At 75.9% G+C, this 15,577-nt stretch carries 14 protein-coding genes; 10 read left to right on the plus strand and 4 right to left on the minus strand.

Annotated features, from left to right (window positions below; all coding sequences use genetic code 11):
- Nucleotides 1-39 precede the first annotated feature (39 nt).
- Nucleotides 40-477, plus strand: coding sequence for an ATP-binding protein (locus tag ACFYT9_RS13645; RefSeq protein WP_389163223.1), 438 nt, complete (start codon nt 40-42; stop codon nt 475-477).
- Between the two features lie 25 nt (nt 478-502).
- Here ACFYT9_RS13645 and fusA read toward each other — a convergent pair whose 3' ends face one another.
- Nucleotides 503-2,509, minus strand: coding sequence for an elongation factor G (gene fusA, locus ACFYT9_RS13650; RefSeq protein ID WP_389163226.1), 2,007 nt, complete (start codon nt 2,507-2,509; stop codon nt 503-505).
- An 816-nt stretch (nt 2,510-3,325) separates the two neighbouring features.
- Here fusA and ACFYT9_RS13655 point away from each other — a divergent pair.
- Nucleotides 3,326-3,808: a DUF6232 family protein gene (locus ACFYT9_RS13655; protein WP_389163228.1), complete on the plus strand. Its 483-nt coding sequence runs from the start codon at nt 3,326-3,328 to the stop codon at nt 3,806-3,808.
- Here ACFYT9_RS13655 and ACFYT9_RS13660 read toward each other — a convergent pair.
- Complete coding sequence (locus ACFYT9_RS13660) at nt 3,795-4,217, minus strand: VOC family protein (protein ID WP_376598412.1); 423 nt, start codon at nt 4,215-4,217, stop codon at nt 3,795-3,797. The two genes, ACFYT9_RS13655 and ACFYT9_RS13660, sit on opposite strands and share 14 nt — an antisense overlap.
- A gap of 155 nt (nt 4,218-4,372) precedes the next feature.
- On the opposite strand from ACFYT9_RS13660, the gene ACFYT9_RS13665 reads away from it, so the two are divergent.
- The 5 genes from ACFYT9_RS13665 (at nt 4,373) to ACFYT9_RS13685 (ending at nt 9,691) form a co-directional block, all read left to right on the plus strand.
- Entirely contained in the window at nt 4,373-5,008 is a 636-nt protein-coding gene (locus ACFYT9_RS13665) for a nucleoside/nucleotide kinase family protein (protein ID WP_389163231.1), read from the plus strand.
- A 149-nt stretch (nt 5,009-5,157) separates the two neighbouring features.
- Complete coding sequence (locus ACFYT9_RS13670; RefSeq protein ID WP_389163233.1) at nt 5,158-6,240, plus strand: hypothetical protein; 1,083 nt, start codon at nt 5,158-5,160, stop codon at nt 6,238-6,240.
- 607 nt (nt 6,241-6,847) lie between these two features.
- A complete protein-coding gene (locus tag ACFYT9_RS13675; RefSeq protein ID WP_389163236.1) occupies nt 6,848-7,384 on the plus strand; it encodes a tetratricopeptide repeat protein in 537 nt (178 codons plus the stop codon).
- Between the two features lie 74 nt (nt 7,385-7,458).
- Entirely contained in the window at nt 7,459-8,418 is a 960-nt protein-coding gene (locus tag ACFYT9_RS13680) for a hypothetical protein (RefSeq protein ID WP_389163238.1), read from the plus strand.
- Nucleotides 8,419-8,548: 130 nt separating this feature from the next.
- Complete coding sequence (locus ACFYT9_RS13685; protein WP_389163240.1) at nt 8,549-9,691, plus strand: aminopeptidase P family protein; 1,143 nt, start codon at nt 8,549-8,551, stop codon at nt 9,689-9,691.
- A 26-nt stretch (nt 9,692-9,717) separates the two neighbouring features.
- On the opposite strand, the gene ACFYT9_RS13690 is transcribed toward ACFYT9_RS13685, so the two are convergent.
- Entirely contained in the window at nt 9,718-10,968 is a 1,251-nt protein-coding gene (locus ACFYT9_RS13690) for a serine hydrolase domain-containing protein (protein ID WP_389163243.1), read from the minus strand.
- A gap of 146 nt (nt 10,969-11,114) precedes the next feature.
- Nucleotides 11,115-12,866 (minus strand): malto-oligosyltrehalose trehalohydrolase, encoded by a 1,752-nt coding sequence (gene treZ, locus ACFYT9_RS13695; protein WP_387279255.1) that lies wholly within the window; start codon nt 12,864-12,866, stop codon nt 11,115-11,117.
- A gap of 173 nt (nt 12,867-13,039) precedes the next feature.
- Between treZ and ACFYT9_RS13700 the strand changes: the two genes are divergently transcribed.
- The 3 genes from ACFYT9_RS13700 (at nt 13,040) to ACFYT9_RS13710 (ending at nt 15,478) form a co-directional block, all read left to right on the plus strand.
- Complete coding sequence (locus tag ACFYT9_RS13700) at nt 13,040-13,588, plus strand: FHA domain-containing protein (protein ID WP_376598399.1); 549 nt, start codon at nt 13,040-13,042, stop codon at nt 13,586-13,588.
- 234 nt (nt 13,589-13,822) lie between these two features.
- Nucleotides 13,823-14,887: a cytochrome P450 gene (locus ACFYT9_RS13705; RefSeq protein WP_376598397.1), complete on the plus strand. Its 1,065-nt coding sequence runs from the start codon at nt 13,823-13,825 to the stop codon at nt 14,885-14,887.
- A 90-nt stretch (nt 14,888-14,977) separates the two neighbouring features.
- A complete protein-coding gene (locus ACFYT9_RS13710; protein WP_376598395.1) occupies nt 14,978-15,478 on the plus strand; it encodes a hypothetical protein in 501 nt (166 codons plus the stop codon).
- Nucleotides 15,479-15,577: the final 99 nt, after the last annotated feature.

Raw genomic sequence — 15,577 nt, forward strand, 5'->3', positions numbered from 1 at the left:
TACCTGGCAACTCGTCCCGGGCGACGTCACATTGGCCCCATGACCTCCCTCCCGACCCGCCAAAGGCCCGTCACCGTACGTATGTTCGCGCAGCGTTTCAGCTCCACGCCGCGCGGCGCCCGCCTCGCCCGCAGACTGGCGCTCCATCAGCTGGACGTGTGGGGGGTCCCGTACGACTCCGGTCTCTCCGAGACCGCCGGGCTGCTCGTCGCGGAGCTGGCCGCGAACGCCGTGACCCACGGGCGGGTGCCCGGCCGGGACTGCGAGCTGGCGCTGCTCTACTCGCCCGGGCTGCATCTGCGGATCGACGTCTCCGACACGCGGGGCGAGCGGCGGCCCGTGCCCGCCCCGCCCGATCCGCTGGGCGAGGGCGGGCGGGGGCTGCTGCTCGTCGGGGCGCTGGCCTCGCGGTGGGGGGTGCTCGACCGCGTACCGGTCGGGAAGACGGTACGGGCCGAGCTGGACCTCAAGGGGTGAGGTCCGGCCCGGCCCGTCAGCGGGCTCAGCCGCGCGGCGGCTCGTAGCCGGCCGGTCGGGTGGTGAAGGTGCCCCGGCCCTGGGTGCGGCCGCGCAGGCGGGTGGCGTAGCCGAAGAGTTCGGCCAGCGGGACCGTCGCCGTCACCACCGACGTACCGCCCCGGACCGAGGAGTCCGTGACCCGGCCCCGGCGGGCCGCGAGGTCGCCGAGGACCGTGCCGACGGACTCGGCGGGGACCGTGACCGTCACCTCGGCGACCGGTTCGAGCAGCGTCATGACGCTCGACCGGAGCGCCTCGCGCAGCGCGAAGCGGCCGGCCGCGCGGAACGCCATCTCCGACGAGTCCTTCGGATGGGTCGCCCCGTCCGTCAGCGTGACCCTGACGCCCGTCACCGGGTGCCCGCCGAGGGGCCCCTCGGCGAGCGCGTCCCGGCAGCCGGCCTCGACCGCCCGCACGTACTCCTGCGGGACCCGCCCGCCGGTGACGACGGACGCGAACGCGTACTCCTCCTCCCCGCCCTCCAGGGGCGCGACGTCGAGGACGACGTGGGCGAACTGGCCCGCGCCGCCGTCCTGTTTGACGTGCCGGTACAGCAGGCCCGTCACGCCCTTCAGCACCGTCTCGCGGTACGCGACCCGGGGGCGCCCGACCGCGACCTCCAGGCCCCGGTCGCGCCGCAGCCGCTCCACCGCGACCTCCAGGTGCAGCTCGCCGAGGCCCGACAGCACGGTCTGACCCGTCTCCGGGTCCGTCCGCACCACCAGCGACGGGTCCTCCTCGGCGAGCCGGGCGAGGGCCGTCGCCAGCCGGTCCGTGTCGGTGGACCGGCGCGCCTCCACGGCCACCGACACCACCGGATCGGCGGTCACCGGCGGTTCGAGGACGACCGGCGCGGACGGAGCGCACAGCGTGGCCCCGGCGCGGACGGCCTTCGGCCCGACGACGGCGACGATCTCCCCGGCGGCGCCGGCGGGCACGTCGACCGTGCGATCCGCCTGCACGCGCAGGATCCGGGAGATCCGCTCCGTCCGGCCGGTGGCGGTGTCCAGGACGGCCGCCCCCGGCACGAGCGTGCCCGCGTAGACGCGGACGTACGTCATGCGGCCGGTGGCCGCCGCGTTCACCTTGAACGCGAGCGCGACCAGCGGCGCGTCCGGGTCCGCCGGCCGCTCGCCGCCGCCGACCGGAGGCCGGTCGACCGGGGCGGGCAAGTAGGCGACGATCGCGTCCAGGAGCGGTTCCACACCCCGGTCGCGGTACGCCGAACCGCACAGTACGACCACGGCCGAGCCCGCCAGGGTGAGCTCGCGCAGGGCCCCGGCGAGGCTCGCGTCGGCGAGCGCGCCGCCCGCGCAGAACTCCTCCAGGGCGCCGGGATGCAGCTCCGCCACCGCCTCCTCCAGGGCCCGCCTGCGGCGTACCGCCTCCTCGCGGAGCCCGTCGGGCACGCCGGTCTCGGCGCGGCCGTCGCCGTCCCACACGTACGCCCGCATGCGGACCAGATCCACGACGCCCCGGAAGCCGTCCTCCCGCCCGACGGGCAGCTGGACGGGGAGCGGGACGGCGCCGAGACGGCTGCGGATCGACTCCACGGCCGCGTCGAGGTCGGCGCCCGCCCGGTCCATCTTGTTGACGAACGCGATCCGGGGCACGCCGTGCCGGTCGGCCTGCCGCCACACCGACTCGCTCTGCGGCTCGACGCCCGCGACCGCGTCGAAGACGGCCACGGCGCCGTCGAGGACGCGGAGCGCCCGCTCGACCTCGTCGGAGAAGTCGACGTGGCCGGGCGTGTCGATGAGGGTGATCCGGTGGTCCGCCCAGGCGCAGCTGACGGCGGCCGCGGAGATCGTGATGCCCCGCTCCCGCTCCTGCGGGTCGAAGTCGGTGACCGTGGTGCCGTCGTGGACCTCGCCCTGCTTGTGGACGGCGCCGGTCAGGAAGAGGATCCGCTCGGTGACGGTGGTCTTGCCCGCGTCGACGTGGGCGAGGATGCCGAGGTTGCGGACACGGGAGTTCTGGGAGACGCGCACGGTGTCGTGCCTTTCGCTGCTGCGTGGAGGAACGGGCAGCGCGATTCCCGGACGCGGGAGAGCGTCAGCGGGCCTGCGATGACGGGCGCGCAGCCGTCACCGGCAGGCGCAGGAGGCGAGGATCACGTCGAACCGGCGGGCGCGGGGGAAGTCGGCGACGGCGGCGTACTGGTGACGCACGGTCGGCTCCCCTCGGTCGGTCGGACGGCTCGCTGCGGCGCACCGGTCGGAACGCCGTGACGGGAGTGTAGGGAGCGTGGGACGGTGTGCGACACCGGTTATTCCGGGGCGATGCCGGCCCGGGCGGGGGTGTGGCCGGTTCTCGCCTGTCCCCGGGAGGCCCGCCCGTGCTTAATGGTGGCCCTCGGCCGGCACGACGGCGGGCGGGACGGGGAGGGGCGCGTCTCCGGGCGAGCCCGCGCCGCACGGCGTACGGACCGGAACGGGACACGAGCACGACGACAGGCGGACCGCGGCGCATACGGGGAAGACGGGGAAAACGGGGGAGACATGGACGCGACGAACGGCCCTGCCGCACGGCCTGAACAGTCACCTGTACGGCCTGAACCGCAACCCGCACTGCCCGAGCCGCCAGCCGCACTGCCTGAACAGCCCTCCGCACTGCCCGAGCCGCCGCGGACACCGCCCGGGCCGCCGCGGGCGGTGCCGGGCCCAGGCGGGGGCGTCGACAGCCCGGACACACCGCCCGACCGTGACGGCGCGGGCTCCCGCTCCGGACAGCCGGGACCGACAGGGCCCGGACCGGGGGGCGACGCGCCGACCCGGCGGCCCTTCCGCCCACAGCCCGGGACCAAGGTGCCGCGCGGCCCGCGCGCGATCGAACTCCGGGTCAGCCGAGGGGTCCTGTGGATCGGCAGGGCCGCGATGCCGCTGCGTCACGTCACCTCGGTCGAGGTGTCCCGCCTCAAGCCCGACTGGGCGCTGCGCGTGGTCGTCCTCGTCGCGGCCGCCGGCGGTGCCGGCTACCTGGGCAACGCCGCGACCGCCGTGGACGGCTTCCCGCTGGTGCTCCTGGCGCTGATCGTCGCCGCGGGCTATCTGCTGAAGATCCTGTTCGGCCCGGCCAGGCCGGTGCTGATCGTCCAGACGGCGGGAGGCTCCACGGCCGCCGTGACCCTGCCCGACGTCGACGACCTGCGGTGGATCGCGGACATGATCGTGGGAGCGATCGACGACGTCCCGGGCGAGTTCACGTGCGTGGTGCAGCGGCTGGGCCAGGGAGAGCAGAACGGCCCCGTCGTCCGGACGGGCGGCGGCAAGGGCCTCAGCTACCGGTAGCGGCGTCCGCCGGCTGGAGGAGGTCCCAGCGGTTGCCGTACAGGTCCTCGAAGACGGCGACGGAGCCGTACGGCTCGTGCCGGGGCTCCTCCAGGAACTTCACCCCGGCCTCCGTCATCCGCGCGTGGTCGCGGGCGAAGTCGTCGGTGTGCAGGAAGAAGGCGACCCGGCCGCCGGTCTGGTTGCCGACGGCCTCCGCCTCCTCCTCGTTCTTGGCGCGGGCCAGCAGCAGGCCCGCGTTCCCGATCCCGCCGACGCCGCCGGCGCCGTGCGGGCGGACGACGACCCAGCGGGTGCCGTTGCCCCGGTCGGTGTCCTCGACGAGGTCGAAGCCGAGGGCGTCGGTGTAGAAGGCGAGGGCCTCGTCGTAATCACGGACGACGAGCGTGACGAGTGCGATGGACGGCATCACCCCAACGTAATGCCCGGACGGTCCCGACCCCACCCGCGTAGACCCGCGTCGTCCCCCGTCCCGACCCTAGAACCGGCCCGGCCCCGGTGAGGGTCCGTACGAGGGTCGGGGGAGGGGCGGGCCCTGGGGAGGCAGGGGCGGACGGTGGCAGAATGCGGCGCATGGAAGCGCAGGGGCTCGACCGGCTCGCCGAGCGCGCCGGGGCGCTCGCCCGGCCCGGCACGCGCCGGCTGCTGGGGCTCGCGGGGCCGCCCGGGGCCGGGAAGTCGACACTCGCCGCGCGACTCGTGGAGCGGCTCGACGGGCTCGCCGTGCTCGTCCCCATGGACGGCTTCCACCTGGCGGGAGCCGAGCTGGCACGGCTCGGCAGGGCCGACCGCAAGGGCGCCCCCGACACCTTCGACGCCGCCGGGTACGCGGCCCTGCTCGCCCGCCTCCGCGCCCCGGAACCCGGCACCGTCGTCTACGCCCCCGCCTTCGACCGGGCCCTTGAGGAGCCCGTCGCCGGCTCGGTCGCGGTGCCGCCGGAGACCCCGCTCGTCGTCACCGAGGGCAACTACCTCCTCCACGGCGGCGACGGCTGGGCGGCGGTCAGGCCCCTCCTGGACGAGGTCTGGTACCTCGACCTCCCGGACGCCCTGCGCGTCCCCCGGCTCGTCGCCCGCCACGTCCGCTTCGGCCGGTCCGAGGACGAGGCCGAGGCGTGGGTCTCGCGCTCCGACGAGGCCAACGCCCGCCTGATCGCCCGGGGCCGCCACCGCGCCGACCTCGTGGTGCGGATGGACTGACGGCGGCGGGGCAGGCAGGCGCCTTCGCCGGGCGGGCCTACGCCGGGAGGCCGGGCCGCCTCCGGACTGGCACAGGACGGTGACACGGGGTCCCTGTCGTCCGGCCGTACCCGTCCGTCACCATGGTCCTGAACACGACAGGGGGATGGATGACGGAGATCCTTTACGCCGAGAGGTCGCGGAACCCGCTGGCCAGGACGGTCGAGCTGACCGAGGACGGCATTCGGAGAGGCGGCCGGACCACGCCGCTGGGCGAGCTGAACCTGGCCGCGATCGCGGAGGCGTACCAGCGCGGGCAGTGGCTCGGAGGCGGCGGTTCCGAGCGCCCGCTGGTGTGGCTCGACGAAGGTGCCGGTACGGTGCCGGTCGTCCGCGCCTCCGGCACCAGCACCCCGCTGAAGGTGCGCAGGAGCAGCGAGTTCGCCGAGGCGCTGGGCCGGCTCGCGGTCCGGCTGAGCGGCGGCCCGGAGTGGGTCGCGGAGCTGGGCCGTCGGGCCGGGGCCGAGGGCGTGCCGCTGTGGATCGCCCGGCGGACCGCGCCGGGGCCGGCCGGAGACGTCACCGTCGCCGTGGACCGGAGGCTCGCGCGTGTGGACGTCTGGGGTCCGCACGCCCCCGCCGTACGCATCCGGGCACCGTTCGGCTTCCACGCCGACGAGCCCGACCCGTCCCGCGGCCTCACGCTCACCGTCGGCACGGCGCAGGCCGCGCTCCGGCTCGACCACCGGAAGCTGCGCAAGTCCAAGAGCGTGGTGGAGGCGCGACTCGGCGGACAGGTCTGGGAGTTGCGGCGCGACAGCGCCACCAGCTCGTCGCTGCTCCGCGACGGCCTGCGGGTCGCCCTGCTGGCCCGGCCGGCGCGCCGCAGGACCTCCGAGGCGCTGACGACGTTCCTGCTGCCGCTGGGCCCGGTCGGGCACGAGACCTCCGACCCGCTGGACGCGGTCATGGCCCACGCCTTCGCCGCCGCGTTCGGCCTCGGCGACACCACGGGCCTCGCCCGCTTCCCGAACCAGTGGCGCCCGAGGGAGGGGTACGAGCCGGCCGCCGGGGACGACGACTGGAACCGCCCCTGGTTCACCAACATCGGCACCCGCCGCGACGACAACGAACCCGGCGGCAGCGACGGCTGGGGCTCCGACGGCGGCGACGCCGGCGACTCCGGCGGCGGGGGCGGCGACAGCGGCGGCGGTGGCGGGGACGGCGGCGGTGGCGGCGGAGGCGGCGACTGAGCCCGCCCGGCCAGCCGACCCGGTACGGCCGTCCGGCCGGGGGCGGTCGTGCCCGGCGCCGGGCCCCGTGACGGGACGGCCCGCAGGCGCTCCCCCTCCCTCCCCGGCACGGACGGCGGCGGAGGCGGAGCCGGAAGCGGGTCGGCCGAGGGCGGGGCGTGGGCCGTGAGCCCGGCCAGGGCTGTAGGGGGGGCGGTGGTCAGGGCCTCGGGCCCCCGGGCGGGCGCCGCCGGCCCGGCCTGCCGGCGCGCCGGCCTCACGGGCCCGGCCTCACGGGCCCGGCCGAGTGCCGGGTCTCATGGACCGTGCTCCACGCGGGCCGACGTCCGCTCCCGCGCGCCCGCCCGAGTCCCGGCCCCCGCGCAACCCGCCCGGGTCCCCGGCCACGGGCCCGGCCGAGTGCCGGGTCTCATGGACCGGGCCGGGCTTCACGCGGGCCGACATCCCCTCCGGCGCGCCCGACCGGAGCCCGGGCCCCGCGTACCCCGCCCGCGCTCGACCGAGTCCCGGAGCCCGGGTCCGGTCGGCGGTCCCGGTCGGGTTTCGGGCCGCGCCCGGCGTGTGGTGGCCGGGCCGTGGGGGGGCCGGGGCTGAGTAGGGTGGCGGCATGGACGACGAGCGGGCCGGGAGTGCCGGGTGGGAGGAGCGGGTCGCCGCCCTCTGGGAGACGGTCGACGCGTACGGGCCCGAGGACTTCCGGGCCCGGATCGCCGAGCTGGCCGCCGAGCGGGGCGACGCCGACGCCCCCGCCCTCTTCGAGCTGGGCGCGGCCCACGACTCCACCGGGCTGCCCGCCGAGGCCGTCACCTACTACCGGCGGGCGCTGGAGCTCGGGCTCACCGGGCTGCGCCGGCGGCGGGCCGTCATCCAGCTGGCGAGCAGCCTGCGCAACCTCGGCCGCCCCGACCGGAGCGTCGAACTCCTCACCACCGAGCGGGACCTGCCCGACGCGCGGCTCGACGCCGACGAGCGGGCGCTCGCCCCCGCCGTGGACGCCTTCCTCGCCCTCGCGCTCGCCGACACCGGCCGCGACCGGGAGGCCGCCTCGCTCGCCCTCGGCGCGCTCGCCCCGCTGCTGCCCCGCTACAACCGCTCCCTCGCCCACTACGCCCGCGCTCTGCTCACCGCCCCCGACGGCTCCTGACTTCGCCGGGCGGCCGGTGCGCGCACCACCCCACTCGCTAGGCTGAACGCAACGGCGACGGAAGGCGGGCTGACGTGGGGTGGCTGCGCAGGAGACCCAAGCGGGACGGCGAGGACACGCCGAGGGATCCGGAGTTCGCCTACTTCTCCGAGCGCGAGGCCGCGCTCTTCCGCGCCACCGTCCGCGAGGCCTTCGCCGAACTCGGCCTGGAGGTCACCGTCTACGCGTCCTCCGTCCAGGACGACAGGCAGCGCCGCTTCGGCCTCGGCAACCTCGCCGCCGTCTGCCACCGGGACCCGCGCGGCCCCCGCGTCTGGCCCGCCCTGATCCGCCGTCACGTCACCCTGGTGGTGCGGACCCTGGACGGCCCCTCCGCTCTCGACACGCTGCCGCCCGAGCAGATCAGGTCCCAGCTCTACCCCCGGGTCGTCAACGGCGAGGGCATCGACCCCGGCGACTTCGGCTACGCCCGGACGCTGGCCCCCGGCCTGTACGAGGTGCTGGCGCTCGACCTGCCGGAGAGCGTCATGATGCTCACCGACGACGCCCTCGACCGGCTCGGCGACCCCGCGCAGCTGCGCGACCGCGCGCTCAAGAACCTGCGCGGGCTGCCCGTCGAGGAGCACGAGACCGTCCGGGACGCCGACGGCATGTCCTTCGAGGTCGTCGTCGGCGACTCCTTCTACACCGCCAGCCGGGTCCTCGACCTCGACGCCCTCGCCCAGCGGGTCACCGGGCTGCCGCTCGGCGAGCACGGCGCCCTGGTCGCGGTGCCCTTCCGGCACCAGATCGCCTTCCACCCCATCCGGGACACCACGATCATCCCGGCGCTCGGCGCGATGGCCTCCTTCGCCGCCTCCGAGTACGAGGACACCCCGGGCGCCATCAGCCCGTACGTGTTCTGGTGGCGCGGCGGCACCCTCACCCAGCTCAGCGAGCACGACGAGGAGGGCGGCGAGCTGCGGATCGTCGTCGGCGACGACTTCCAGGAACTGCTCGAACGGCTGATCGCGCAGGGGCCCGGGCCGCGCTGACGGGCCCGCGCGCGGTCGCGGCGGCCCGGACGGGCGGGCAGGATGCTGGGGGGACCACCCCGGAGGACGTACCGCCTCGGAGGACGTACCGCCCCGGAGCCGCCCGACCGCAGCCGCGAAGGAGAGACCCATGTCGAGCACCCCCGCCGGCGACGCCCCCACCCCCTTCACCGCCGACGACTACCGGGCCAGGATGGACCGGGCGGCCGCCTCCGCCGCCGACGCCGGGCTCGCCGGGGTGCTCGTCGCGCCCGGCCCCGACCTGGTCTACCTCACCGGCTACCAGCCGACCGCGATCACCGAACGGCTCACCGTCCTCGTCCTCGCCCCCGGCCAGGACCCGGTCCTCGTCGTCCCCACCCTGGAGGCTCCCGACGCCGAGAAGGCCGTCGGCGCGCCCGCGCTGACCCTCCGCGACTGGACCGACGGCACGGACCCGTACGCCGTCACCGCGCCGCTGCTGGACGTCACCGGTCGGTTCGGCGTCAGCGACAACGCCTGGGCGATGCACCTGCTCGGGCTCCAGCGGGCCGTGCCGTCCACCTCGTACGTCTCCCTCACCGACGCCCTGCCGATGCTGCGGGCCGTGAAGGACGCGCACGAGCTGTCGAGGATCGCCGCCGCCGGGGCCGCGGCCGACCGGGCGTACGAGGAGATCCTGAAGGTGCGGTTCGCCGGCCGCCGCGAGACCGAGGTCGCCGCCGACCTCGCCCGGCTGCTCAGGGAGTTCGGTCACTCCCAGGTCGACTTCACCGTCGTCGGCTCGGGACCCAACGGCGCCAACCCGCACCACGAGGCCGGCGAGCGGGTCATCGAGCGCGGCGACATGGTCGTCCTCGACTTCGGCGGGCTCAAGCACGGCTACGGCTCCGACACCACCCGGACCGTCCACGTCGGCGAGCCGACCGACGAGGAGCGCCGGGTCCACGACCTGGTCCGCGAGGCCCAGCAGGCCGGCTTCGAGGCGGTGCGGGCGGGCATCGCCTGCCAGGACGTGGACCGCGCCGCGCGCGCGGTGATCACGGACGCCGGGTACGGCGAGTACTTCATCCACCGCACCGGCCACGGCATCGGGGTCACCACCCACGAACCGCCCTACATGATCGAGGGCGAGGAGCGCCCGGTCGTCCCGGGCATGTGCTTCTCCATCGAACCGGGCGTCTACCTCCCCGGCCGCTTCGGCGTCCGCATCGAGGACATCGTGACGATGACCGAGGACGGCACCGGCCGCCGCTTCAACGCCACCCCGCACGAGATGGCGATCGTCGGGTAGCGGCGGCCGGCACCGGACCACCGGCCTCAGGGGACCAGCGGGTCCTCGGGGGCCAGCGCGGCCGCGATCCGGCCGGCGACCACCTGGGCCATGTTGCCCTCGCCGGTCGTCGCCGTCTTCGTCGCGGAGACCGCGATCGCGAGCCGCTTCTCCGGCAGGTACGCCTGGAGCGCCGCGTAACCGGAGAAGGACGGGTTCTGGAGCAGCCAGCCGCCGGAGACGATCACCCCGAGCCCGAAGTGCCGCTCCTCGGTCTGCTTCAGGCAGATGGTGGCCGGGCACGTGCTCGTCGGCGTGCCGAGGCCGACCGTGCCGGGGTCGAGCAGCACGCGGTACGAGCGCGGGCTGATCAGCTCGCCGCTGCCGATGCCCTGCGCCGAGCGGGCCATGTCGCAGACGGTGCTGGTGATGACGGCGCCGGGACCGGTGGTCCAGGAGGGGTTCCAGAAGGTGGACTCCTCGTAGAGGCCCCGGTCCGAGGTGAAGGCGTGCAGCACCGGCTCCGGGATCTCGGGCGTGAAGGAGTTCCGGGTCTCCCGCAGGCCCAGCGGGCCGGTCACCAGCTCCCGTACCAGACGGTCGATGCGGGTGCCGGTGATCCGCTCCAGGGCGCGCCTCAGCAGCAGGTAGTTGGCGTGCGAGTAGCTCCAGTTGGTGCCCGGGTCGTACCAGAAGTCGTGGCTGAACGGGAAGGCGAGCAGCTCGTCGGGGGTCCACTGTTTGAAGGGGTGCGCGGTGAGCTCGGCGCCGAACGCCGGGTCGGTGACGTAGTCGTGCAGGCCCGAGGTGTTGTTCGCCAGCATCCGCAGGGTGATCTCGCCGGCCCTGGGGACCTCGGGCAGCCAGCGCTCCACCGTGTCGTCGAGCCCGACCCGGCGCTGCTCGACCAGCCGCAGCAGGGCCGTCCCGATGTGGGCGAAGGCGACGGAACCGGCCCGGAAGTGCATGTCCGGCTGGGCCGGGACGCCCGTCATGGACTCGCCGAGCGCGCCCGTGACGAGCTCCCGCCCGTCCACGGTGACCCGCAGCAGCACGGCGTTGAGCTTCAGGTCCTTCCGGGCCTTGCGCGCGATGTCCAGGACGCGCCGGGCGTCCCCGGAGAGCGGTCCGGGCGTGCGGTCGCACGCCTCGGACCCGTGCCGGGGCGCGGCCTCCCGCGGTGCGGCCGGCTTCGGCGCGGCGACGGAGGTCGACGGGAGGGCGAGCGCCAGCAGCGCGGCGCCCAGGGCCGCCGCGCGGGCGCGGGTGCGGCGGCGCGGGGGAGTGGGGGGTGTCATGCGGGGCACTATGGCGCGCCGCCCGGCGTCCGCCGGCGGAACACTCCGCCACACGCCCATGTGGGTCCCTCCGGTGGCCCGGGCGGCGGAGCCTGCCGCCCGACCGGGCTCGGCCGTCGCTCGGGACGACCGCCGTCCGACCGGGCTCAGCCGTCCGTCAGGACGACCGCCGACTCGGCGCCGAGGCGCAGCAGGCCGTCGCGGCCGGGGGGCTCGACCGGCTCCCAGGCGGCGAGGACCCGGTCGCGGCCGTTGGACCCCAGCGGGATCGCAGCCGGCTCCTTGCCGAGGTTGACCGCCACCCGGACGTCACCGCGCCGGAAGACCAGCCAGCGGGCCTCCTCGTCGAAGGCCGTCTTCACCCCGCCGAGATCAGGATCGGTGAGGTCGGGCAGGGTGCGGCGGAGCGCGATCAGCTCGCGGTGCCAGGCGAGGAGCCGCCGGTGCGGGTCGCGCTCGCGCTCCGTACGGTCGAGGACCGAGCGGTCCCGCGTCGCCGGGTCCTGCGGGTCGGGCACGTCGCCCTCCGCCCAGCCGTGCGCCGCGAACTCCCGCCGCCTGCCCCGCCGTACGGCCTCCGCGAGCTCCGGGTCGGTGTGGTCGGTGAAGTACTGCCACGGGGTGCGGGCGCCCCACTCCTCGCCCATGAACAGCATCGGCACCGACGGGCCGGTGAGCACCAGCGTCGCCGCGCAGGCGAGCAGGCCGGGGGAGAGGGAGGCCGAGAGGCGGTCGCCCAGCGCACGGTTGCCGATCTGGTCGTGGGTCTGGGCGTAGCCCAGGAAGCGGTGGGCGGGGGTGCGCTCCCGGTCGACCGGGCGGCCGTGGTGCCGGCCCCGGAAGGACGACCAGGTGCCGTCGTGGAAGAAGACCCGGGTCAGGGTCTTGGCGAGCGCGGCCATCGGGGCGCGCGCGAAGTCGGCGTAGTAGCCCTGGGCCTCGCCGGTCAGCGCGGTGTGCAGGGAGTGGTGGAAGTCGTCGTTCCACTGGGCGTGCAGACCCAGGCCGCCGAGGGAGCGGGGGGTGGTCGAGCGCGGATCGGCCATGTCGGACTCGGCGATCAGGAAGTGCTGGCGGCCCTGCTCCCTCGCCAACTCGTCGACGGCCGCCGAGAGTTCTTCGAGGAAGGTGAGGGCCCGGTCGTCGGCGAGCGCGTGCACCGCGTCCAGCCGCAGTCCGTCGATCCGGTAGTCCCGCAGCCAGGCGAGCGCGCTGCCGAGGAAGTACGCCCGCACCTCGTCCGATCCGGCCGCGTCCAGGTTGACCGCCGCGCCCCACGGCGTGTGGTGGGTGTCGGTGAAGTACGGCCCGAAGACGGGGAGGTGGTTGCCGGAGGGGCCCAGGTGGTTGTGGACGACGTCGAGCACCACGCCCATGCCCAGGCCGTGCGCGGTGTCGGTGAACCGCTTCAGCGCCTCGGGCCCGCCGTACGGCTCGTGCACCGCCCACGGCGCCACCCCGTCGTACCCCCAGCCGCGGACGCCGGGGAAGGGGCAGAGCGGCATCAGCTCCACATGGGTGATGCCGAGCCCGGCGAGCTCCCCGAGCCGGGCCGCGGCCGCGTCGAGGGTGCCCTCCGGGGTGAAGGTGCCGACGTGCAGCTCGTAGAGGACCGCGCCGCGCAGCCGCAGCCGGGGCGGTTCGTGGCGCCAGGGGTGGGCGGAGTGGTCGACGACGGCGCTGAGGCCGTCCGGCCCGTCCGGCAGCCGGCGGCCGCGCGGATCGGGGCGGACGGGACCGTCGTCGAGACGGAAGCCGTAGCGGTCGCCGTCGGCGGCCGGCACCGTCCCGGTCCACCAGCCGTCGCGCAGCGGGTCCCGGTCGAGGGGGTGCCCGGCGCCGTTCAGCTCCAGGGTCACCCGGTCGCGGGCGTGCGGCGCCCAGACCTCGAAGAGCACGGCGGTTCTCCTCGCAGACGTCGGTACGTACGGTCGGCTACGTCGTCCCCATCCTGGCAGCCGGGGCCGCGACGCGCCCGGGGGATTTCCGTGCCGGAGCCGGTACGTTCCCGGTACGCCTCCGGGACGGCCGCTTCTGGACAGCCCGACCCGTACACCCGGACAATCACCCTGTGACGACCCCTTACGAGCCCCCGGCGCACTCCCCCCGGCTGACCGACGCCGAGCGGGACCGCGCGCTGGGCATGCTCCGGGAGGGCGCCGCTCAGGGCCGTCTCTCGCACGACACCTTCCTCTTCCGGATGGAGCGCGCGCTCCAGGCCCGCAGGCCCGACGAACTCGCCGTGCTCACCGCCGACCTGCGCGGCGAGGGCGGCTGGACCCGGCGGGTGGTCGGCGCGGTCGAGCGGATGTCGGCGTTCACCGCGCGGATCGGCCGCGCCTGGCACGCCGAGCGGCTGCCGAAGCTGCTGCTGCCGCAGCCGGGACCGTACCCGCTGCGGATAGGCCGCGACCCGGTGAACGGACTGCGGCTCAGCCACGAGACGGCCTCCCGGCTGCACGCCGAGCTCTCCCTCCAGGGCGGCCTCTGGGTGCTGCGCGACCTCGGCTCCACCAACGGCACGACCGTCAACGGGCGCCGGGTCGTCGGCGCGGTCGTGGTCCGGGACGGGGACGTCGTCGGCTTCGGCGAGATGACCTTCCGGCTGTCCCGCGACTGAACCCGCGTCCGAACCCGCGTCCGAACCCGCGACCGGCTCTCCGCGGGCCCGGCGGGGCGGGGCGGCGACTCGCGGGGAGCCGGCGGGTCCTCCGAGGTCAGCGGCGTGCTCGCTCACCCGTTCGGCGGCATGTGGTGGGCGGGGGGACGACCCGGGTGGTGAGGTGGGGGCACGCGCGCCGCGATCCCGGGCGCGGCCGGCACCGCCGGACCAGCCGAACGACATGGGGGCGCGATGCGCGACGAGCCGAACCGCCGGACGGGGGACCGCGAGAAGAGCGACGACCCCTGGCGGCGCCTGCCCGCCATGACGCCCCTCGGACCGGCCGGCGCGACCGTGCCCGGACGCGTCAGGACCGTCGCCGAACCGTCCCCGGCGCCCGGCGGGCGGACGGTCGCCCCGAGCCCGCTCGACCCCGGCGCCGCCCTCGACCCGTACCCCGTGCACCGCCGGCTGCGCGAGGAGTTCCCGCTCACCTACGACCCGCTGCTGCGCGCCTGGGTCCTCAGCCGGTACGCGGACGTGGCCACCGCCCTCACCGACCGGCGCTTCACCCACGGGCACCGGCCCGGCGACCCGGCCTGCGTCCGCGCCCACACCGACGTCGACCTCGCCGAACTGAGGTCCGTCGTGGAGCGCACCGCGCACGTCCTGGCCCGCCGGATCACGGGGCGGGACCGGGCCGACCTGGTGGCCGACTTCTGCCACTGGCTGCCGGCCGGGACCGTCGCCGCCGCCGTCGGCGTCCCGTACCGGGACATGATGCGGCTGGTGCGGGGCCGGGCCGCGACCGCGCTCGCCGGCGAGTGCGGCGGGCAGATCGCGGTACGGGAGAAGGCGCTGGCCTCCTTCCTCGGCAACGTCCTCGCCGACCCCGACCAGACGGCCGCCCTGCGGCACGCCCCGGCGGGCCTGGTGGCCCGGGCGTGGGCGGAGTCGCTGCGCCTCGACCCGCCGGTGCAGATCGCCGTCCGCCGTACCCGCGAGGACGTGCCGGTGAGCGGCGGGATCCTGCCGGGCGGCTCCTCGGTGGCACTGCTCGTCGGCGCGGCCGGGCGGGACCCGGAGCGGTTCCGCGAACCGGACCGCTTCGACCCGCTCCGTGACGACCCCGGCCAGCTCACCTACGGGCCCGGCTTCTGCCCGGCGGTGATCCTGGCGGGCCTGGAGGCGGAGTACGCGGTCCGGGCGCTCTTCGAGGCGATGCCCCGGCTGCGGCTGGCCGACGGCTTCCGTCCGGCGCCGGACGGGCTGATCACCCGCGCCCCCAGGACGCTGGTGGTCCTGCCGAACGGCTGACGGCCGGGGCGCCTGCCCGCTGCTAGGGTGACGTGCGCTCGTCAAACGAGCCCATTCGAACACGCACGACACTCAACGGGGATTGAACAAGTGAAGCTTCGTCATGCCCGCGCGATCGCCGTCTTCGGCATCGCCGTCCTCGCCCTCACCGGTGCCCGCGGATCCGGCGGCGGTGGCTGCGACAACAGCAGCAGCGGCTCCGGCTCCTCCAGCTCGTCCAGCTCCGGCGGCAGCGGCCACACCGACAACGACAGCGACAGCAACAGCAGTTCGGGCGGCTCCGTCTCCGGTGGCGGCGGCAGCGCCGACAAGGCGTCCCGGGACGTCACCATCGACAAGTGCGCCTACGACGCGGCGACCAAGAACCTCACCGCCCGCATCACCGTCAAGAACGACAACACGCTCGACTACGACTACAGCGTCACGATGAAGTTCTCCGGCACGGCCGCGACCCCCGCGACCGCCGTGAAGACCGGCATCGCGGTCGCGGCGGGCGCCTCGGCCACCGCCGAACTGACCACCCCGTACCCGGGCACCGGCGACGGCTCCGAGTACACCAAGTGCGAGGTCACGAGCGCGAGCCGCCTCTGATCCGGCAGCACGGCGGGCGGGCGGGGGGGGGGGGGGGGGCGCGCCCCCCCCCCCCCCCCCCCCCCCCCCCCCCCCCCCCCCCCCCCCCCCCCCCCCACG

Origin of the sequence: Streptomyces sp. NPDC004435 (assembly GCF_042873895.1) — a bacterium.
GTDB lineage: Bacteria > Actinomycetota > Actinomycetes > Streptomycetales > Streptomycetaceae > Streptomyces.